Origin of the sequence: Klebsiella sp. MISC125 (assembly GCF_051131775.1) — a bacterium.
In the GTDB taxonomy this organism is placed as follows: domain Bacteria; phylum Pseudomonadota; class Gammaproteobacteria; order Enterobacterales; family Enterobacteriaceae; genus Klebsiella.
The window spans coordinates 2,347,350-2,362,049 of record NZ_CP180448.1 but is presented as its reverse complement, the minus strand read 5'-3'; the positions used below and the strand labels follow the sequence as shown (position 1 = coordinate 2,362,049).

At 53.7% G+C, this 14,700-nt stretch carries 15 protein-coding genes; 6 read left to right on the top strand and 9 right to left on the bottom strand.

Annotated elements, in window-relative coordinates; translation table 11 throughout:
- Positions 1–92: 92 nt before the first annotated feature.
- Entirely contained in the window at positions 93–1,535 is a 1,443-nt protein-coding gene (gene pyk, locus ACMYSL_RS11145; protein ID WP_110274305.1) for a pyruvate kinase, read from the top strand.
- A gap of 73 nt (positions 1,536–1,608) precedes the next feature.
- Here the strand turns inward: pyk and lpxM are convergent, their stop codons facing one another.
- The 3 genes from lpxM to znuA all read right to left on the bottom strand — a co-directional run bounded on the left by lpxM (position 1,609) and on the right by znuA (position 4,983).
- Positions 1,609–2,583 (bottom strand): lauroyl-Kdo(2)-lipid IV(A) myristoyltransferase, encoded by a 975-nt coding sequence (lpxM, locus tag ACMYSL_RS11140; protein ID WP_142514107.1) that lies wholly within the window; start codon positions 2,581–2,583, stop codon positions 1,609–1,611.
- Between the two features lie 117 nt (positions 2,584–2,700).
- Complete coding sequence (mepM, locus tag ACMYSL_RS11135) at positions 2,701–4,023, bottom strand: murein DD-endopeptidase MepM (RefSeq protein WP_304259958.1); 1,323 nt, start codon at positions 4,021–4,023, stop codon at positions 2,701–2,703.
- Positions 4,024–4,038: 15 nt separating this feature from the next.
- Positions 4,039–4,983, bottom strand: a complete 945-nt coding sequence (znuA, locus tag ACMYSL_RS11130; RefSeq protein WP_304259961.1) for a zinc ABC transporter substrate-binding protein ZnuA — start codon at positions 4,981–4,983, stop codon at positions 4,039–4,041.
- 78 nt (positions 4,984–5,061) lie between these two features.
- Here znuA and znuC point away from each other — a divergent pair, with 78 nt between their 5' ends.
- On the top strand, positions 5,062–5,814 hold the full coding sequence (znuC, locus tag ACMYSL_RS11125; RefSeq protein ID WP_181485783.1) for a zinc ABC transporter ATP-binding protein ZnuC: 753 nt from the start codon (positions 5,062–5,064) through the stop codon (positions 5,812–5,814).
- Positions 5,814–6,599 (top strand): zinc ABC transporter permease subunit ZnuB, encoded by a 786-nt coding sequence (gene znuB / locus ACMYSL_RS11120; protein WP_434662849.1) that lies wholly within the window; start codon positions 5,814–5,816, stop codon positions 6,597–6,599. The genes znuC and znuB overlap by 1 nt, the downstream gene beginning before the upstream one ends.
- Positions 6,600–6,649: 50 nt before the next feature.
- Here the strand turns inward: znuB and ruvB are convergent, their stop codons facing one another.
- A complete protein-coding gene (ruvB, locus tag ACMYSL_RS11115; protein ID WP_112213280.1) occupies positions 6,650–7,660 on the bottom strand; it encodes a Holliday junction branch migration DNA helicase RuvB in 1,011 nt (336 codons plus the stop codon).
- A gap of 8 nt (positions 7,661–7,668) precedes the next feature.
- A complete protein-coding gene (ruvA, locus tag ACMYSL_RS11110; protein ID WP_304259972.1) occupies positions 7,669–8,280 on the bottom strand; it encodes a Holliday junction branch migration protein RuvA in 612 nt (203 codons plus the stop codon).
- A gap of 457 nt (positions 8,281–8,737) precedes the next feature.
- Between ruvA and ACMYSL_RS11105 the strand changes: the two genes are divergently transcribed.
- Positions 8,738–9,340, top strand: a complete 603-nt coding sequence (locus ACMYSL_RS11105; protein WP_434662845.1) for a YebB family permuted papain-like enzyme — start codon at positions 8,738–8,740, stop codon at positions 9,338–9,340.
- A gap of 1 nt (position 9,341) precedes the next feature.
- Here ACMYSL_RS11105 and ruvC read toward each other — a convergent pair whose 3' ends face one another.
- The 4 genes from ruvC to aspS all read right to left on the bottom strand — a co-directional run bounded on the left by ruvC (position 9,342) and on the right by aspS (position 13,023).
- Positions 9,342–9,863, bottom strand: coding sequence for a crossover junction endodeoxyribonuclease RuvC (ruvC, locus tag ACMYSL_RS11100; RefSeq protein WP_110274314.1), 522 nt, complete (start codon positions 9,861–9,863; stop codon positions 9,342–9,344).
- A gap of 37 nt (positions 9,864–9,900) precedes the next feature.
- Complete coding sequence (locus ACMYSL_RS11095; RefSeq protein WP_182239618.1) at positions 9,901–10,641, bottom strand: YebC/PmpR family DNA-binding transcriptional regulator; 741 nt, start codon at positions 10,639–10,641, stop codon at positions 9,901–9,903.
- A gap of 149 nt (positions 10,642–10,790) precedes the next feature.
- Entirely contained in the window at positions 10,791–11,234 is a 444-nt protein-coding gene (gene nudB, locus ACMYSL_RS11090; RefSeq protein WP_181485778.1) for a dihydroneopterin triphosphate diphosphatase, read from the bottom strand.
- Between the two features lies 1 nt (position 11,235).
- The gene (gene aspS / locus ACMYSL_RS11085) at positions 11,236–13,023 is read right to left on the bottom strand and encodes an aspartate--tRNA ligase (protein ID WP_434662842.1); all 1,788 of its coding nucleotides are present in this window, start codon (positions 13,021–13,023) and stop codon (positions 11,236–11,238) included.
- 268 nt (positions 13,024–13,291) lie between these two features.
- Between aspS and ACMYSL_RS11080 the strand changes: the two genes are divergently transcribed.
- Complete coding sequence (locus tag ACMYSL_RS11080) at positions 13,292–13,858, top strand: hydrolase (RefSeq protein WP_434662840.1); 567 nt, start codon at positions 13,292–13,294, stop codon at positions 13,856–13,858.
- Positions 13,855–14,673 carry a DUF72 domain-containing protein gene (locus ACMYSL_RS11075; RefSeq protein WP_434662837.1) on the top strand — a complete coding sequence of 273 codons (819 nt, stop codon included), beginning with the start codon at positions 13,855–13,857 and terminating at the stop codon, positions 14,671–14,673. The genes ACMYSL_RS11080 and ACMYSL_RS11075 overlap by 4 nt, the downstream gene beginning before the upstream one ends.
- Positions 14,674–14,700: the final 27 nt, after the last annotated feature.

Genomic DNA, 14,700 nt, shown 5'->3' with positions numbered 1-14,700 from the left:
CGGTAATGTTCTGGCATAGCAACTTTGCTCGCTGGCGCTACCGAATCCATGTTCACGCAACACCAAAGTTGTTTCAGTCAACGGAGTATTACATGTCCAGAAGGCTTCGCAGAACCAAAATCGTTACCACCTTAGGCCCGGCAACCGATCGCGACAACAACCTTGAGAAGGTTATCGCCGCTGGCGCTAACGTGGTACGTATGAACTTCTCTCACGGTACCGCGGAAGATCACCAAATCCGTGCGGATAAGGTTCGTGAGATTGCGGCAAAACTGGGTCGTCATGTTGCGATTCTCGGAGACCTACAGGGTCCGAAAATCCGCGTATCTACCTTCAAAGAAGGCAAAATCTTCCTCAATATCGGCGATAAATTCCTGCTTGACGCTAACCTGGGTAAAGGTGAAGGCGACAAAGAGAAAGTCGGTATCGATTATAAAGGCCTGCCGGCTGATGTGGTTCCGGGCGATATCTTGCTGCTGGATGATGGTCGCGTACAGCTGAAAGTGCTTGAAGTGCAGGGTCTGAAAGTGTTCACCGAAGTCACCGTTGGGGGGCCGTTGTCCAACAACAAAGGCATCAACAAACTCGGCGGCGGCCTCTCAGCAGAAGCGCTGACTGATAAAGACAAAGCCGATATTATTACCGCCGCAAAAATTGGCGTTGATTACCTGGCCGTCTCCTTCCCGCGCTGCGGCGAAGACCTGAACTACGCACGCCGCCTGGCGCGCGATGCCGGCTGCGATGCTAAAATCGTTGCCAAGGTAGAGCGTGCGGAAGCGGTTTGCAGCCAGGACGCAATGGATGATGTGATTCTGGCATCCGACGTCGTGATGGTCGCCCGTGGCGATCTCGGCGTAGAAATTGGCGATCCGGAGCTGGTCGGCATTCAGAAAGCATTGATCCGCCGCGCTCGTCAGTTGAACCGTTCAGTCATTACCGCGACTCAGATGATGGAGTCAATGATCACCAACCCGATGCCAACCCGCGCTGAAGTTATGGACGTGGCGAACGCCGTGCTGGATGGGACCGACGCCGTAATGCTGTCAGCAGAAACCGCCGCAGGCCAGTACCCGTCAGAGACCGTTGCCGCGATGGCCCGCGTCTGCGTCGGTGCGGAAAAAATCCCTAGCCTCAACGTTTCTAAACACCGTCTGGACATCCAGTTCGACAATGTGGAAGAAGCCATTGCGATGTCAGCAATGTACGCGGCCAACCACCTGAAAGGCGTCACCGCCATTATCACCATGACCGAATCTGGCCGTACCGCACTGATGACCTCGCGCATCAGCTCCGGCCTGCCGATTTTTGCGCTGTCTCGTCATGAACGCACGTTGAACCTGACGGCACTGTACCGCGGCGTGACCCCGGTTCATTTCGACAGCGAAAGTGATGGCGTCGCCGCAGCCCATGACGCAGTGAATCTGCTGCGCGATAAAGGCTATCTGGTCACCGGCGACCTGGTTATCGTGACCCAGGGTGATGTAATGAGCACCATCGGTACCACCAACACCACCCGTATCCTGACCGTCGAGTAATTTTTCTCTGCCATAAAAAAACCTGCCAGCATTCGCCGGCAGGTTTTTTTTCGTCCGCACGCGTAAACGCGGATTACTTCTTTTTCGGATACAGCTCTTTGCGCTTATATGGCTCAATTTCGCCCGGCTTACGGGTTTTCAACAGCTTAAGGATCCAGGTGTATTGCTCGGTATTGGGCTTGACGAAAATTTCGACTTCTTCGTTCATCCGCCGGGCGATAGTGTTATCGTCCGCCTCCAGCAGGTCGTCCATTGGCGGGCGCACCAGCACCGTCAGGCGATGCGTTTTGCCATCATAAACCGGGAACAGCGGCACAACGCGGGCGCGGCACACTTTCATTAAACGCCCAATCGCCGGTAGCGTCGCTTTATAAGTAGCAAAGAAATCGACAAACTCGCTGTGCTCAGCACCGTGGTCCTGATCCGGCAAGTAGTACCCCCAGTAGCCCTGACGCACCGACTGAATAAACGGCTTTATGCCATCATTGCGCGCATGCATTCGTCCGCCAAAACGACGGCGTACGGTGTTCCAGACGTAGTCAAATACCGGGTTGCCCTGATTATGGAACATCGCCGCCATTTTTTGCCCGCCGGAAGCCATCAGCATCGCTGGAATATCGACCCCCCAGGCATGAGGTACCAGAAAGATCACTTTCTCGTTATTGCGCTGCATCTCGTCGATGATCTCTTTGCCCTGCCAGTCAACGCGGGAAAGAATTCGCTGCGGGTCACGCAGACCCAGTTCAGCCATCATCACCATCGCCTGCGGCGCAGACGCATACATCTGATCAATAATTTCTTCGCGTTCCTGCTCACTCTTTTCCGGGAAACAGTACAGCAGATTGATCTGCGCCCGGCGGCGCGAACTCTTTGCGAGGCGACCGACAAAGCGGCCCAGCTTGCCCAGAATAGGGTCGCGAAACGAGGCTGGCGTCAGGGCAATACCGGCGAATGCGAAAACCCCCAGCCAGGCGCCCCAATAGCGCGGCAGTAAAAAGGATTTTTCAAACGTTGGAATAAACTCACTATTATTTTTTTTCGTTTCCATGCCCAATCCGCAGAAGTTCCACTCAATAAAGATAATGGCTTAGTTTAGCGATACGTTGGGTAACGTACAAAAGAAAAAGCCGGCGCGCTATGGGCACCGGCTTTAACTGGCGGGTTGTTAGTCAAAGCGAAGCTGTGGGATAACCTCTTTTGCCTGCGCCAGATAATCCTTACGGTCGGAACCGCTAAGCCCTTCTGTACGCGGCAGTTTCGCCGTCAACGGGTTAACCGCCTGCTGGTTAATCCACACTTCATAGTGCAGATGCGGGCCGGTAGAACGCCCGGTATTGCCCGACAGCGCAATGCGGTCGCCGCGTTTCACCTTCTGACCGGGTTTCACCAGCAGCTTACGCAAGTGCATATAGCGCGTGGTATAGGTCCGACCGTGACGAACGGCAACGTAGTAACCTGCTGCGCCGCTGCGTTTAGCCACCACCACTTCACCATCACCCACTGACAGCACCGGCGTCCCCTGCGGCATCGCAAAATCGACGCCGCGGTGCGGGGCGACACGACCGGTAACTGGGTTAAGACGACGCGGGTTAAAGTTCGATGAAACGCGGAACTGACGCGCGGTCGGGAAGCGCATAAAGCCTTTTGCCAGCCCGGTACCGTTGCGGTCATAGAATTTGCCATCTTCGGCGCGAATCGCGAAGTAATCTTTGCCGTCGGAACGCAAACGTACGCCAAGCAGTTGGCTCTGCTCACGTTTGCCATCAAGCATTTCACGCGACATCAGGACCGAAAATTCATCGCCTTTTTTCAGTTTACGGAAATCCATCTGCCACTGCATGGCTTTGATGACCGCGCTGATTTCGGTGCTGGTGAGGCCAGCATCGCGGGCGCTGGAGACGAAGCTGCCGCCAACGGTACCTTTGAGTACATTGTTGACCCAATCGCCTTTTTGCAGTTCGCTGCTCATTTTGAAAGCGTTGGCCACCCGGTCGTAGGTTCGGGTTTCACGGCGCGACATCTCCCAGGTCAGGCTTTGCAAATCGCCATCCGCCGTTAGAGTCCAGGAGAGTTGCTGGCCGATTTTCAGATTACGCAGTTCCTTATCTGCCGAGGAAAGCCGCGCGATATCGCCCATATCAATGCCGTACTGGTTAAGAATGCTGCTGAGCGTGTCGCCTGTGGATACCACGTACTCGTGACCGCCAGAATCGCTATCCGCTTTATCATCCAGTTCATCTTGTGGGATGGCTTCTTCTTCCTGCGCCGCCTGATCAATGGGTTCTGAGGCTTCCGGCAGCAGTGAGCGAATTTCGCTTTTCTCCAGCTCGATAGTTCTGACAATAGGCGCGGATTCTGGATGGTGGTAGATATAGGGTCGCCAGACGGCGACCGCTAAGGTAAGAACGCTAAGTGACCCCAGCATAACGCGGTGAGGTCGTGGCAGATTGTTAAATGCCTGAGTGACAGCGCGGGCTATCTGTTGCACGTATTCACTTCCTCGTTATTCTCCTTTCAGGCAGCTTGAATACTGATTCGCCATTTGGCTCAGGAATTGTGGATAACTTTCTTTACCCAGCTTAATTCCGATTCCAAGTGGATCCAGGGTTCCCATGCGCACGGATGTTCCCCTGGCGACAGCTTCTATAACCGCTGGCCTGAACTGTGGCTCAGCAAAAACGCAAGTTGCTTTTTGCTCAACCAGCTGTGTTCTGATTTCGTGTAAACGCTGCGCACCAGGCTGTATTTCAGGGTTGACGGTAAAGTGGCCCAATGAGGTCAAACCGTAATGTTTTTCAAAGTAGCCATAGGCATCATGAAAAACGAAATATCCCTTCCCTTTCAGCGGTGCCAGCTCGGTCCCAACCTGTTTGTCGGTTGCGGCTAATTTTGCCTCAAAATCCTTCAGGTTGGCGTCAAGTTTGGCTCGACTCTGCGGCATAAGTTCCAATAATTTATCGTGGATTGCAACCGCCGATAGCCGCGCTATCTCTGGGGAAAGCCATAGATGCATGTTATAGATGCCATGATGGTGATCATCGTCACTTTTTTCACCGGCAGCATGATCGTGACCATCATGGTCGTCGTCATCGTCTGCCCCTTTCATGAGCAACGGTTTCACGCCGTCAAGCTGGGCAATCGTCACCTTTTTATTCGACGCAATGCTTTGCGTTGACTTATCCATAAACGCTTCCATCTCAGGACCAATCCAGACAACTAAGTCTGCGTTCTGTAAGCGTTTTGCATCTGATGGACGCAGTGAATAATCATGCTCTGAGGCCCCATCGGGCAGCAAAACCTGGGTATCCGTTACGCCATCGGCGATGGCTGAAGCGATAAAGCCCAGCGGTTTAAGCGATGTGACAACTGCGGCGTTTACCAACGGTGAATGGGCGAACAAAAAAGCGGCGCTAAGTCCAGCGCAAAGAAGCGTATTTTTATGTAACATAATGAGTCTAATCATCGTAATGAATGAGAAAGATGTGATATTATAACATTCACTCGCTTGTGCAACCCTTAATTTGACATGACAAATCTAATAACTCTGGAAAACGTCTCGGTGGTCTTCGGCCAAAGGCGCGTGCTGTCTGACATTTCGCTCTCCTTAAAACCAGGCAAAATTTTAACCTTGCTGGGCCCTAATGGTGCTGGCAAATCCACCCTTGTGCGAGTTGTTCTTGGTCTGGTAGCACCAACTGACGGTGTTATCAAACAGGATGGTCACCTGCGTATCGGCTATGTCCCGCAAAAGCTGCACCTTGATGCCACCATGCCGCTGACCGTCAGCCGCTTTATGCGCCTGCGTCCGGGTACCCATAAACGGGACATTCTGCCCGCGCTAAAACGCGTGCAGGCAGGCCATCTGATTGACGCTCCAATGCAAAAACTCTCCGGCGGCGAAACGCAGCGCGTCTTGTTGGCTCGCTCTTTACTCAATCAACCGCAACTGTTGGTGCTCGACGAGCCGACCCAGGGCGTGGATGTCAACGGCCAGGTGGCGCTCTATGATCTGATTAACCAACTGCGCCAGGAGCTTAACTGCGCCGTGCTGATGGTTTCCCACGACCTGCATCTGGTAATGGCGAAAACCGATGAAGTATTGTGTCTGAACCAACATATCTGCTGCTCCGGCGCGCCGGAAGTAGTCTCCATGCATCCGGAATTTATCTCAATGTTCGGCCAGCGCGGCGCGGAACAGCTGGGAATTTATCGTCATAATCATAATCACCGCCACGACCTGCAGGGGCGGATTGTACTGCGTCGGGGAAATGACCGCTGATGATTGAATTACTCTTACCCGGTTGGCTGGCCGGCGTTATGCTCGCCTGTGCGGCAGGCCCGCTCGGTTCGTTCGTCGTGTGGCGCCGTATGTCCTACTTCGGCGATACTCTTGCTCACGCCTCTCTGCTCGGAGTCGCTTTTGGTTTACTGCTGAACGTCAACCCTTTCTATGCGGTTATCGTTGTGACGTTACTGCTGGGGGGCGGCCTGGTATGGCTGGAGAAACGCCCTCACCTGGCAATAGATACTCTGTTGGGGATTATGGCGCACAGCGCGCTGTCGCTGGGTCTGGTGGTCGTCAGCCTGATGTCGAACGTGCGCGTTGACCTGATGGCCTACCTGTTTGGCGATCTGCTGGCAGTGACGCCTGAAGATTTGATTTCAATCGCTATCGGCGTCGTTATCGTGCTGGCGATTCTGTTCTGGCAATGGCGCAATCTGCTGTCGATGACTATCAGCCCGGACCTGGCTTTTGTTGATGGCGTGAAGCTACAGCGGGTGAAGTTGCTTTTAATGCTGGTCACCGCACTGACCATTGGCGTCGCGATGAAGTTTGTTGGGGCGCTGATTATCACTTCGCTGTTGATTATCCCCGCAGCGACGGCGCGTCGCTTTGCCCGTACGCCGGAGCAAATGGCAGGCGTAGCGGTTGGCGTGGGGATAATTGCGGTAACGGGTGGATTGACCTTCTCAGCGTTCTACGATACCCCAGCGGGGCCTTCGGTGGTGCTGTGCGCCGCGCTGTTGTTTATTATCAGCATGAGCAAGAAATCCGCAACCTGACCTGCGAGCATTGACGCAAACCCGTTGTCCGGGCATCGCCCGGGCAACGATTACGGCATTTCCGGCGGCGTGATACCAAAGTGATTCCAGGCCCGCACCGTCGCCATCCGCCCGCGCGGTGTACGCTGTAAAAAGCCCTGCTGGATCAGATACGGCTCCAGCACATCTTCAATGGTTTCCCGCTCTTCCCCTATCGCCGCTGCCAGGTTATCCAGCCCCACCGGCCCGCCGAAGAATTTGTCGATTACCGCCAGCAGCAGCTTACGGTCCATATAATCGAAGCCCTCGGCATCTACGTTAAGCATATCCAGCGCCTTCGCGGCAATCTCTACCGAAATGGTGCCGTCATGCTTCACTTCGGCATAATCGCGTACGCGCCTGAGCAGGCGGTTGGCAATACGCGGCGTACCGCGCGCGCGACGCGCGACTTCCAGCGCCCCTTCCTCGCTCATCTCCAGCCCCATAAAACGAGCGCTGCGCCCAACGATATATTGCAGGTCAGGCACCTGATAAAACTCCAGACGTTGCACAATACCAAAACGGTCACGTAACGGAGAAGTCAATGAACCGGCGCGGGTGGTAGCGCCAATCAGAGTGAACGGCGGCAGATCGATTTTTATTGAACGAGCCGCCGGTCCTTCGCCAATCATGATATCCAGCTGATAATCTTCCATTGCCGGATATAACACTTCTTCAACGACCGGCGAAAGGCGATGGATCTCATCGATAAACAAGACATCGTGCGGTTCAAGGTTGGTCAGCATCGCCGCCAGATCGCCCGCCTTTTCCAGTACCGGGCCGGAAGTGGTGCGCAGATTTACACCCATCTCGTTGGCAACAATGTTCGCCAGCGTGGTTTTCCCAAGCCCTGGGGGGCCAAAAATCAGCAGGTGATCGAGCGCATCACCGCGCAGCTTCGCCGCCTGGATAAAAATCTCCATTTGCGAGCGGACGTGCGGCTGGCCCACATATTCGGCCAGCATTTTAGGACGGATTGCACGGTCAGCCGCTTCTTCAAAACCGGTGCTGTCCGCCGATACCAGCCTGTCAGCTTCAATCATCCCTTACCTCACAGCGCAGCGCGTAGCGCTTCGCGAATTAGCGTTTCACTATTAGCATCCGGACGAACGATTTTGCTTATCATTCGGCTGGCCTCTTGAGGTTTATAGCCCAGCGCCACCAGCGCAGCAACCGCTTCCTGTTCTGCATCATCGTCAGCCGGACCTGCGGGCGATGTCAGTACCAGATCGGCCGCCGGAGTGAACAGATCGCCATGTAACCCTTTAAAGCGGTCCTTCATTTCAACGATCAGTCGTTCCGCAGTTTTCTTACCGATTCCCGGCAGTTTCACCAGCGCTGCCAGCTCTTCGCGTTCAACGGCATTAACAAACTGCTGTGCCGACATGCCAGAGAGGATTGCCAGCGCTAGTTTCGGACCAACGCCGTTGGTCTTAATCAGCTCTTTAAACAGTGTGCGCTCCTGTTTGTTATTGAAACCAAACAGCAGTTGAGCATCTTCACGGACGATAAAATGGGTAAAAATTATCGCCTCGTTGCCCACATCCGGCAGCTCATAAAAGCAGGTCATCGGCATGTGAACCTCATAGCCTACGCCTCCCGTTTCGAGTAAAACCAGCGGGGGTTGTTTTTCGAGAATGATGCCTCTGAGTCTGCCTATCACATGGAGCTCCTGGATTAAGGGCTGAAAGTCTAATGCAGTATCATAAAAAAAGGCTGGATAGATATCCAGATGAAAAACACATTATCCCTGTACATCTGCTGTCCGCAAACTGTTTGACCTGGACACGGCTAACCTTGTGGCGCTTTTTTAACCTCATGCAAAATAATCCTTCCGTCATTTGTGATTCTCTTACATTCCGAATATTTTTCATTCCAAAAAGACGCTGGATTTATATCGATAACAGTCAAGAGGTGGTATTTATTATTTTCAACGCATTTCTTTTTATGCATCACGAGAAAAATGGTGTTCGCGACTCCAATTTTTACAGAGGTTAATTAACCTAAGCCCTGACATGTTATTTATCAAATCTTTACTAATACTTTTCCATCAATGACGAATTGCCAGGATATGATAGCGGATACATCGTCTTTTTGTATAAAGCCAAAGGAATGACAAAATGCTTATTGATTCCTCCGTTAAATATGAAACCGGAGATATTGTTTTCACCTGTATTGGCACGGCATTATTTGGCCAGATATCAACGGCCTCTCAGTGCTGGTGTAACCATGTGGGTATCATTATTGGTCATAATGGTGATGATTACCTGGTGGCGGAAAGTCGGGTCCCACTTTCAGGAGTAACCACCCTAACGCAGTTTATTCACCGCTCAGCCAACCATAGTTACGCTGTTCGCCGTCTGCGCGGCGGTTTAACCACTGAGCAAAAGCTCTCGCTCATGGAACAAGTTCCCTCACGTCTGCATAAGCTTTATCACACCGGGTTTAAATACGATTCATCGCGTCAGTTCTGTTCAAAATTTGTGTTTGATATTTATAAAGATGCGTTATGTATTCCGGTGGGTAATGTTGAAACGTTTGAACAACTGCTGCACAGTAACCCGGAAGCAAAATTGCGATTCTGGAAGTTTTGGTTTTTAGGCTCTATTCCGTGGGAACGAAAAACGGTCACTCCGGCCAGCCTCTGGCTGCATCCAAATTTAGAGTTAATTTCAGCGAATGGAGTAGAAACGCCTCAGCCAGCAGTCGCCGAGGCGGTATAGATTAGCGTAACCGTCCACGCGCCAGATTCAGACGGCTTTCGCCTATCTGGGCGACGTTCTGGCTGACGTGGCAGTGGGTAATGGCGATAGCCAAAGCATCTGCCGCATCGGCCTGCGGGTTAGCCGGAAGCTTGAGCAACGTGCGCACCATGTGCTGCACCTGGCTCTTCTCTGCGCTGCCAATACCGACGACGGTTTGCTTCACCTGCCTGGCAGCATACTCAAACACCGGCAGATCCTGATTCGTCGCGGCGACAATTGCCACTCCGCGAGCCTGCCCAAGCTTTAACGCCGAGTCGGCATTCTTCGCCATAAAAACTTGTTCGATGGCGAAATAATCCGGCTGGAACTGAGTAATAATTTCCGTGACGCCCGCATAAATCAGCTTCAGGCGAGACGGTAAATCATCCACTTTGGTACGAATGCATCCACTGCCCAGATAGCTCAGCTGGCGTCCAACCTGACGGATGACGCCGTAACCAGTGACGCGCGACCCCGGGTCAATACCGAGAATAATAGCCATCACGCGCCTCCGGTTAGTCGTTTAACGGTCGGCAACATTAGAGCGTTGCGGCGACCTCATCAGAGATCTCACCATTATGATAAACTTCCTGCACGTCGTCGCAGTCTTCAAGCATATCGATCAGACGCAGCAGTTTCGGTGCAGTTTCTGCATCCATGTCCGCTTTGGTTGACGGGATCATAGAAACTTCAGCAGCATCTGCTTTCAGGCCAGCAGCTTCCAGCGCATCACGTACCGCACCCATCTCTTCCCATGCAGTGTAAACGTCAATCGCACCGTCATCATAGGTCACAACGTCTTCAGCACCCGCTTCCAGCGCCGCTTCCATCACTGCGTCTTCATCGCCAGCTTCAAAGGAGATAACGCCTTTTTTGCTGAACAGATAAGAGACCGAACCGTCAGTTCCAAGGTTGCCACCGGTTTTGGTGAACGCATGACGCACTTCAGCAACGGTACGGTTGCGGTTGTCGCTCAGGCATTCCACCATAACCGCGGTGCCGCCAGGGCCGTAACCTTCATAAATGATGGTTTCCATGTTCGCGTCATCATCACCGCCAACGCCGCGTGCGATAGCACGGTTCAGCGTGTCGCGCGTCATGTTGTTAGCCAGCGCTTTATCGATTGCCGCACGCAGACGTGGGTTAGAACCCGCATCGCCGCCGCCCAGACGCGCTGCGGTAACCAGCTCGCGAATGATTTTAGTAAAGATCTTACCGCGCTTGGCATCCTGTGCCGCTTTGCGGTGTTTGGTGTTGGCCCATTTACTATGACCTGCCATAAAATAATATCTCCAAAAAAGCCTTTTTCCGTCGCCTTTTAGCCCTCAGGCGCGTTGGCTACATTGGCCCTCACCCATCACTTACTCAAGTAAGCTCAGGGTGAAGTCCCAACTTGCCGCCTTCCTGATAACTAAAATTCTGGGGAAAATTAGTTGGCGTTAATTACAAATTCTTCAATCGCCTGCCGGTTGCTCCAGGACTTGGTCAACGTGGCGGCTTCCGACGCATCAACCCAGCGGTAATCCAGATGTTCCGTAAAGACAATCTGGCGTTCATGGGGGAGCGCAAGACGGAACCAAAATTCCGTATTACGCTCGACGCCCGGCGCATAGCGATGACGTAAATGAGAAAATATCTCGAATTCTACCGTGCGCTGACAGTCAACCAAAGCCAGTTGCTCACAAGCAACGTCAATGGCGACCTCTTCCATTACTTCACGCGCGGCAGCCTGCGGCGCGGTTTCACCCTCTTCCAGGCTGCCGGTGACCGACTGCCAGAACGCAGGATCGTCGCGACGCTGCAACATCAGCACCCGCTTCGTATCTTCGGCATAAATCACCACCAGAACGGAAACGGGCAGCTTGAATGACATCTTACTTATTCTCCAGAGACTCTTTTGTCTCTTTCGCCACAACCTGAATACCCAGTTCGCCCAAGGACGCCGGATTCGCGAAACTTGGCGCTTCGGTCATCAGGCAGGCAGCAGCGGTAGTTTTCGGGAAAGCGATAACGTCACGGATATTATCGGTACCCGTCAGCAACATGGTCAAACGGTCAAGACCAAATGCCAGACCGGCGTGCGGGGGAGTACCGTATTTCAACGCGTCCAGCAGGAAGCCAAACTTCTCGCGCTGCTCTTGTTCGTCAATGCCCAGAATACCGAACACGGTCTGCTGCATTTCGCCGCTGTGGATACGCACGGAACCACCGCCAACTTCATAGCCGTTAATGACCATATCGTAGGCGTTAGCAACAGCGTCTTCCGGCGCCGCTTTCAGCTCGGCGGCAGACATATCTTTCGGCGAGGTGAACGGATGGTGCATCGCGGTCAGGCCGCCTTCACCATCGTCTTCAAACATCGGGAAGTCGATAACCCACAGCGGGGCCCACTTGGCTTCGTCAGTCAGATTCAGGTCTTTACCCAGCTTCAGACGCAGCGCGCCCAGCGCATCGGCAACCACTTTTTTGTTATCTGCGCCGAAGAAGATCATATCGCCATCCTGCGCACCGGTGCGCTCAAGAATGGCTTCAACGATTTCGGCGTTGAGGAATTTAGCTACCGGGCTATTGATGCCTTCGAGGCCTTTCGCCCGCTCGGTCACTTTAATGTAAGCCAGGCCTTTCGCGCCGTAGATCTGCACAAACTTGCCGTATTCATCAATCTGCTTACGCGTCAGCGCGGAACCGCCCGGAACGCGCAGCGCCGCAACGCGGCCTTTGGCATCGTTAGCTGGACCCGCGAAGACCGCGAACTCAACGGATTTGACCAGATCGGCCACGTCCACCAGCTCCATCGGGTTACGCAGGTCTGGTTTGTCTGAACCATAACGGCGTTCGGCTTCAGCGAAGGTCATGATTGGGAAGTCACCCAGCTCCACGCCTTTCACGTCATTCCACAGACTGCGCACCAGCGCTTCCATCACTTCACGCACCTGCTCGGCGGTCATGAAAGAGGTTTCGACGTCGATCTGGGTGAATTCCGGCTGGCGGTCAGCGCGCAGGTCTTCGTCACGGAAGCATTTAACAATCTGATAGTAGCGGTCGAAGCCTGACATCATCAGCAGCTGTTTGAACAGCTGTGGAGACTGCGGCAGCGCGTAGAATTTACCTTTATGAACGCGAGAAGGCACCAGATAGTCACGCGCACCTTCCGGCGTGGCTTTGGTCAGCATCGGCGTTTCGATATCAAGGAAGCCGTGGTCGTCCATAAAGCGGCGTACGAGGCTGGTGATTTTGGCACGGGTTTTCAGGCGCTGAGCCATTTCCGGGCGACGCAGGTCCAGATAGCGGTATTTCAGACGCGCTTCTTCGGTGTTGACGTGGTTGGAATCCAGCGGCAGCGCTTCGGAGCGGTTGATAATGGTCAGATCGGACGCCAGCACTTCGATTGCGCCAGTTGGCATATCGTTGTTGACGTTTCTTTCGTCACGCGCACGCACGGTGCCGGTTATCTGGATGCAGAACTCATTACGCAGTTCGGAGGCCAGCTTTAATGCATCCGCACGATCCGGATCGAAAAACACCTGCACGATGCCTTCGCGGTCACGCATATCGATAAAGATAAGGCTACCAAGATCACGACGACGGTTGACCCAACCACACAGAGTCACTTGCTGCCCTACGTGGGACAGACGGAGCTGTCCGCAATATTCTGTACGCATGAGATATCCCTTAACTTAGCCGCAGGCGGATTGTTGCCTGCCTTGCAGGCGACGAGGTCGCAGCTTTAGCTGATGTCACAACTGAATGAAAAAAGGCGGCTATTATACTGGAAATTATGCCGTACGATAAGCCCGGCACAGCGTGCTGCGTTGCTTTGCTGTGCGCTTATTGCCTGTGCTCACAAAAATTAACAAAATTTGTTACCCTTGAGCAGGATCGGCAACGGTATTGTAGCGGCCAGACAACAAAAGAAGATACGGGGATATCATGTTAGAACTCAATGCAAAAAATACCGCGCTGGTGATCATCGACCTGCAAGAAGGTATTTTACCCTTTGCTGGTGGTCCGCACCGCGCCGATGAAGTGGTTGCCCAGGCGGCACGTCTGGCGCAAAAGTGCCGCCAGCAGGGTTCCCCGGTGGTGATGGTACGCGTTGGCTGGTCGGCTGATTTCGCTGAAGCACTGAAGCAGCCTGTTGACGCCCAGGCTGGCGCGCACGCATTGCCAGAAAACTGGTGGACCTATCCGCTCGCGCTGGGTAAGCAGGATAGCGATATTGAAGTCACTAAACGCCAGTGGGGCGCGTTTTACGGCACCGACCTTGAATTACAGCTCCGCCGTCGCGGTATCGATACCATTATTCTGTGCGGTATTTCGACCAATATCGGCGTCGAATCTACAGCGCGTAACGCTTGGGAACTGGGCTTTAATCTGATTATTGCCGAAGACGCCTGCAGCGCAGCCTCCGCCGACCAGCACCAGGGCAGCATGACGAATATCTTCCCGCGTATCGCCCGCGTGCGCAGCACCGAGGAAGTCCTTTCGGCTTTATGATTTATATTGGGCTTCCCCAGTGGGCGCATCCGAAGTGGGTGCGCCTGGGTATCACCAGCCTTGAAGAGTATGCTCGCCACTTTAACTGCGTGGAGGGCAACACCACCCTGTACGCCTTACCGAAAGCCGAGATTGTCAGCCGCTGGTATGAACAAACTCACGATGACTTTCGCTTTTGCTTTAAGTTTCCGGCCACCATTTCGCACCAGGCGGCGCTGCGCAACTGCGACGACTTAAGTCATGAATTTTTCACCCGGCTGGCCCCGCTGGCATCGCGCATCGGTCAATACTGGCTACAGCTGCCCGCCACCTTCGGCCCACGGGATCTCCCTGCCCTGTGGAACTTCCTCGACGCTCTTCCGCGTGAGTTCAGCTACGGTGTTGAGGTACGACACCCGGAATTTTTCGCTAAAGGCGAAGCGGAACAACAATTCAATCGCGGACTACATCAGCGTAGCGTCAATCGCGTGATCCTCGATAGCCGCCCGGTGCATAGCGCCGTCGCCCGAACCCCGGCGATGATCGATGCGCAAAAAAAGAAGCCTAAAGTACCGGTCCATGCGCTGGTGACGGCCCACCACCCACTGGTGCGTTTTATCGGCAGCGACGATATGGCGCAAAATCGCGATCTCTTTGGCGTCTGGTTGCAAAAATTACCGCAGTGGACGCAAACAACAACGCCGTATTTATTCCTCCACACCCCAGACATTACCCAAGCTCCGGAGCTGGTCGATACTCTGTGGAACGATCTGCGCTCTGCCCTACCGGAAATAGGTGATGCGCCGTCAATTCCGCAGCAAAGCACTCTTTTCTGATATCCTGCTATCCTGAATGGAGCCACC

What these genes read in the sequence shown, in the direction of transcription:
- aspS (WP_434662842.1), bottom strand. Translation starts at nt 13,023, where the DNA reads ATGCGTACAGAATATTGCGGACAGCTCCGTCTGTCCCACGTAGGGCAG.
- ruvB (WP_112213280.1), bottom strand. Translation starts at nt 7,660, where the DNA reads ATGATTGAAGCTGACAGGCTGGTATCGGCGGACAGCACCGGTTTTGAA.
- znuB (WP_434662849.1), top strand. Translation starts at nt 5,814, where the DNA reads ATGATTGAATTACTCTTACCCGGTTGGCTGGCCGGCGTTATGCTCGCC.
- nudB (WP_181485778.1), bottom strand. Translation starts at nt 11,234, where the DNA reads ATGTCATTCAAGCTGCCCGTTTCCGTTCTGGTGGTGATTTATGCCGAA.
- ACMYSL_RS11095 (WP_182239618.1), bottom strand. Translation starts at nt 10,641, where the DNA reads ATGGCAGGTCATAGTAAATGGGCCAACACCAAACACCGCAAAGCGGCA.
- znuC (WP_181485783.1), top strand. Translation starts at nt 5,062, where the DNA reads ATGACAAATCTAATAACTCTGGAAAACGTCTCGGTGGTCTTCGGCCAA.
- znuA (WP_304259961.1), bottom strand. Translation starts at nt 4,983, where the DNA reads ATGTTACATAAAAATACGCTTCTTTGCGCTGGACTTAGCGCCGCTTTT.
- lpxM (WP_142514107.1), bottom strand. Translation starts at nt 2,583, where the DNA reads ATGGAAACGAAAAAAAATAATAGTGAGTTTATTCCAACGTTTGAAAAA.
- pyk (WP_110274305.1), top strand. Translation starts at nt 93, where the DNA reads ATGTCCAGAAGGCTTCGCAGAACCAAAATCGTTACCACCTTAGGCCCG.
- ACMYSL_RS11105 (WP_434662845.1), top strand. Translation starts at nt 8,738, where the DNA reads ATGCTTATTGATTCCTCCGTTAAATATGAAACCGGAGATATTGTTTTC.
- ACMYSL_RS11075 (WP_434662837.1), top strand. Translation starts at nt 13,855, where the DNA reads ATGATTTATATTGGGCTTCCCCAGTGGGCGCATCCGAAGTGGGTGCGC.
- ACMYSL_RS11080 (WP_434662840.1), top strand. Translation starts at nt 13,292, where the DNA reads ATGTTAGAACTCAATGCAAAAAATACCGCGCTGGTGATCATCGACCTG.
- ruvC (WP_110274314.1), bottom strand. Translation starts at nt 9,863, where the DNA reads ATGGCTATTATTCTCGGTATTGACCCGGGGTCGCGCGTCACTGGTTAC.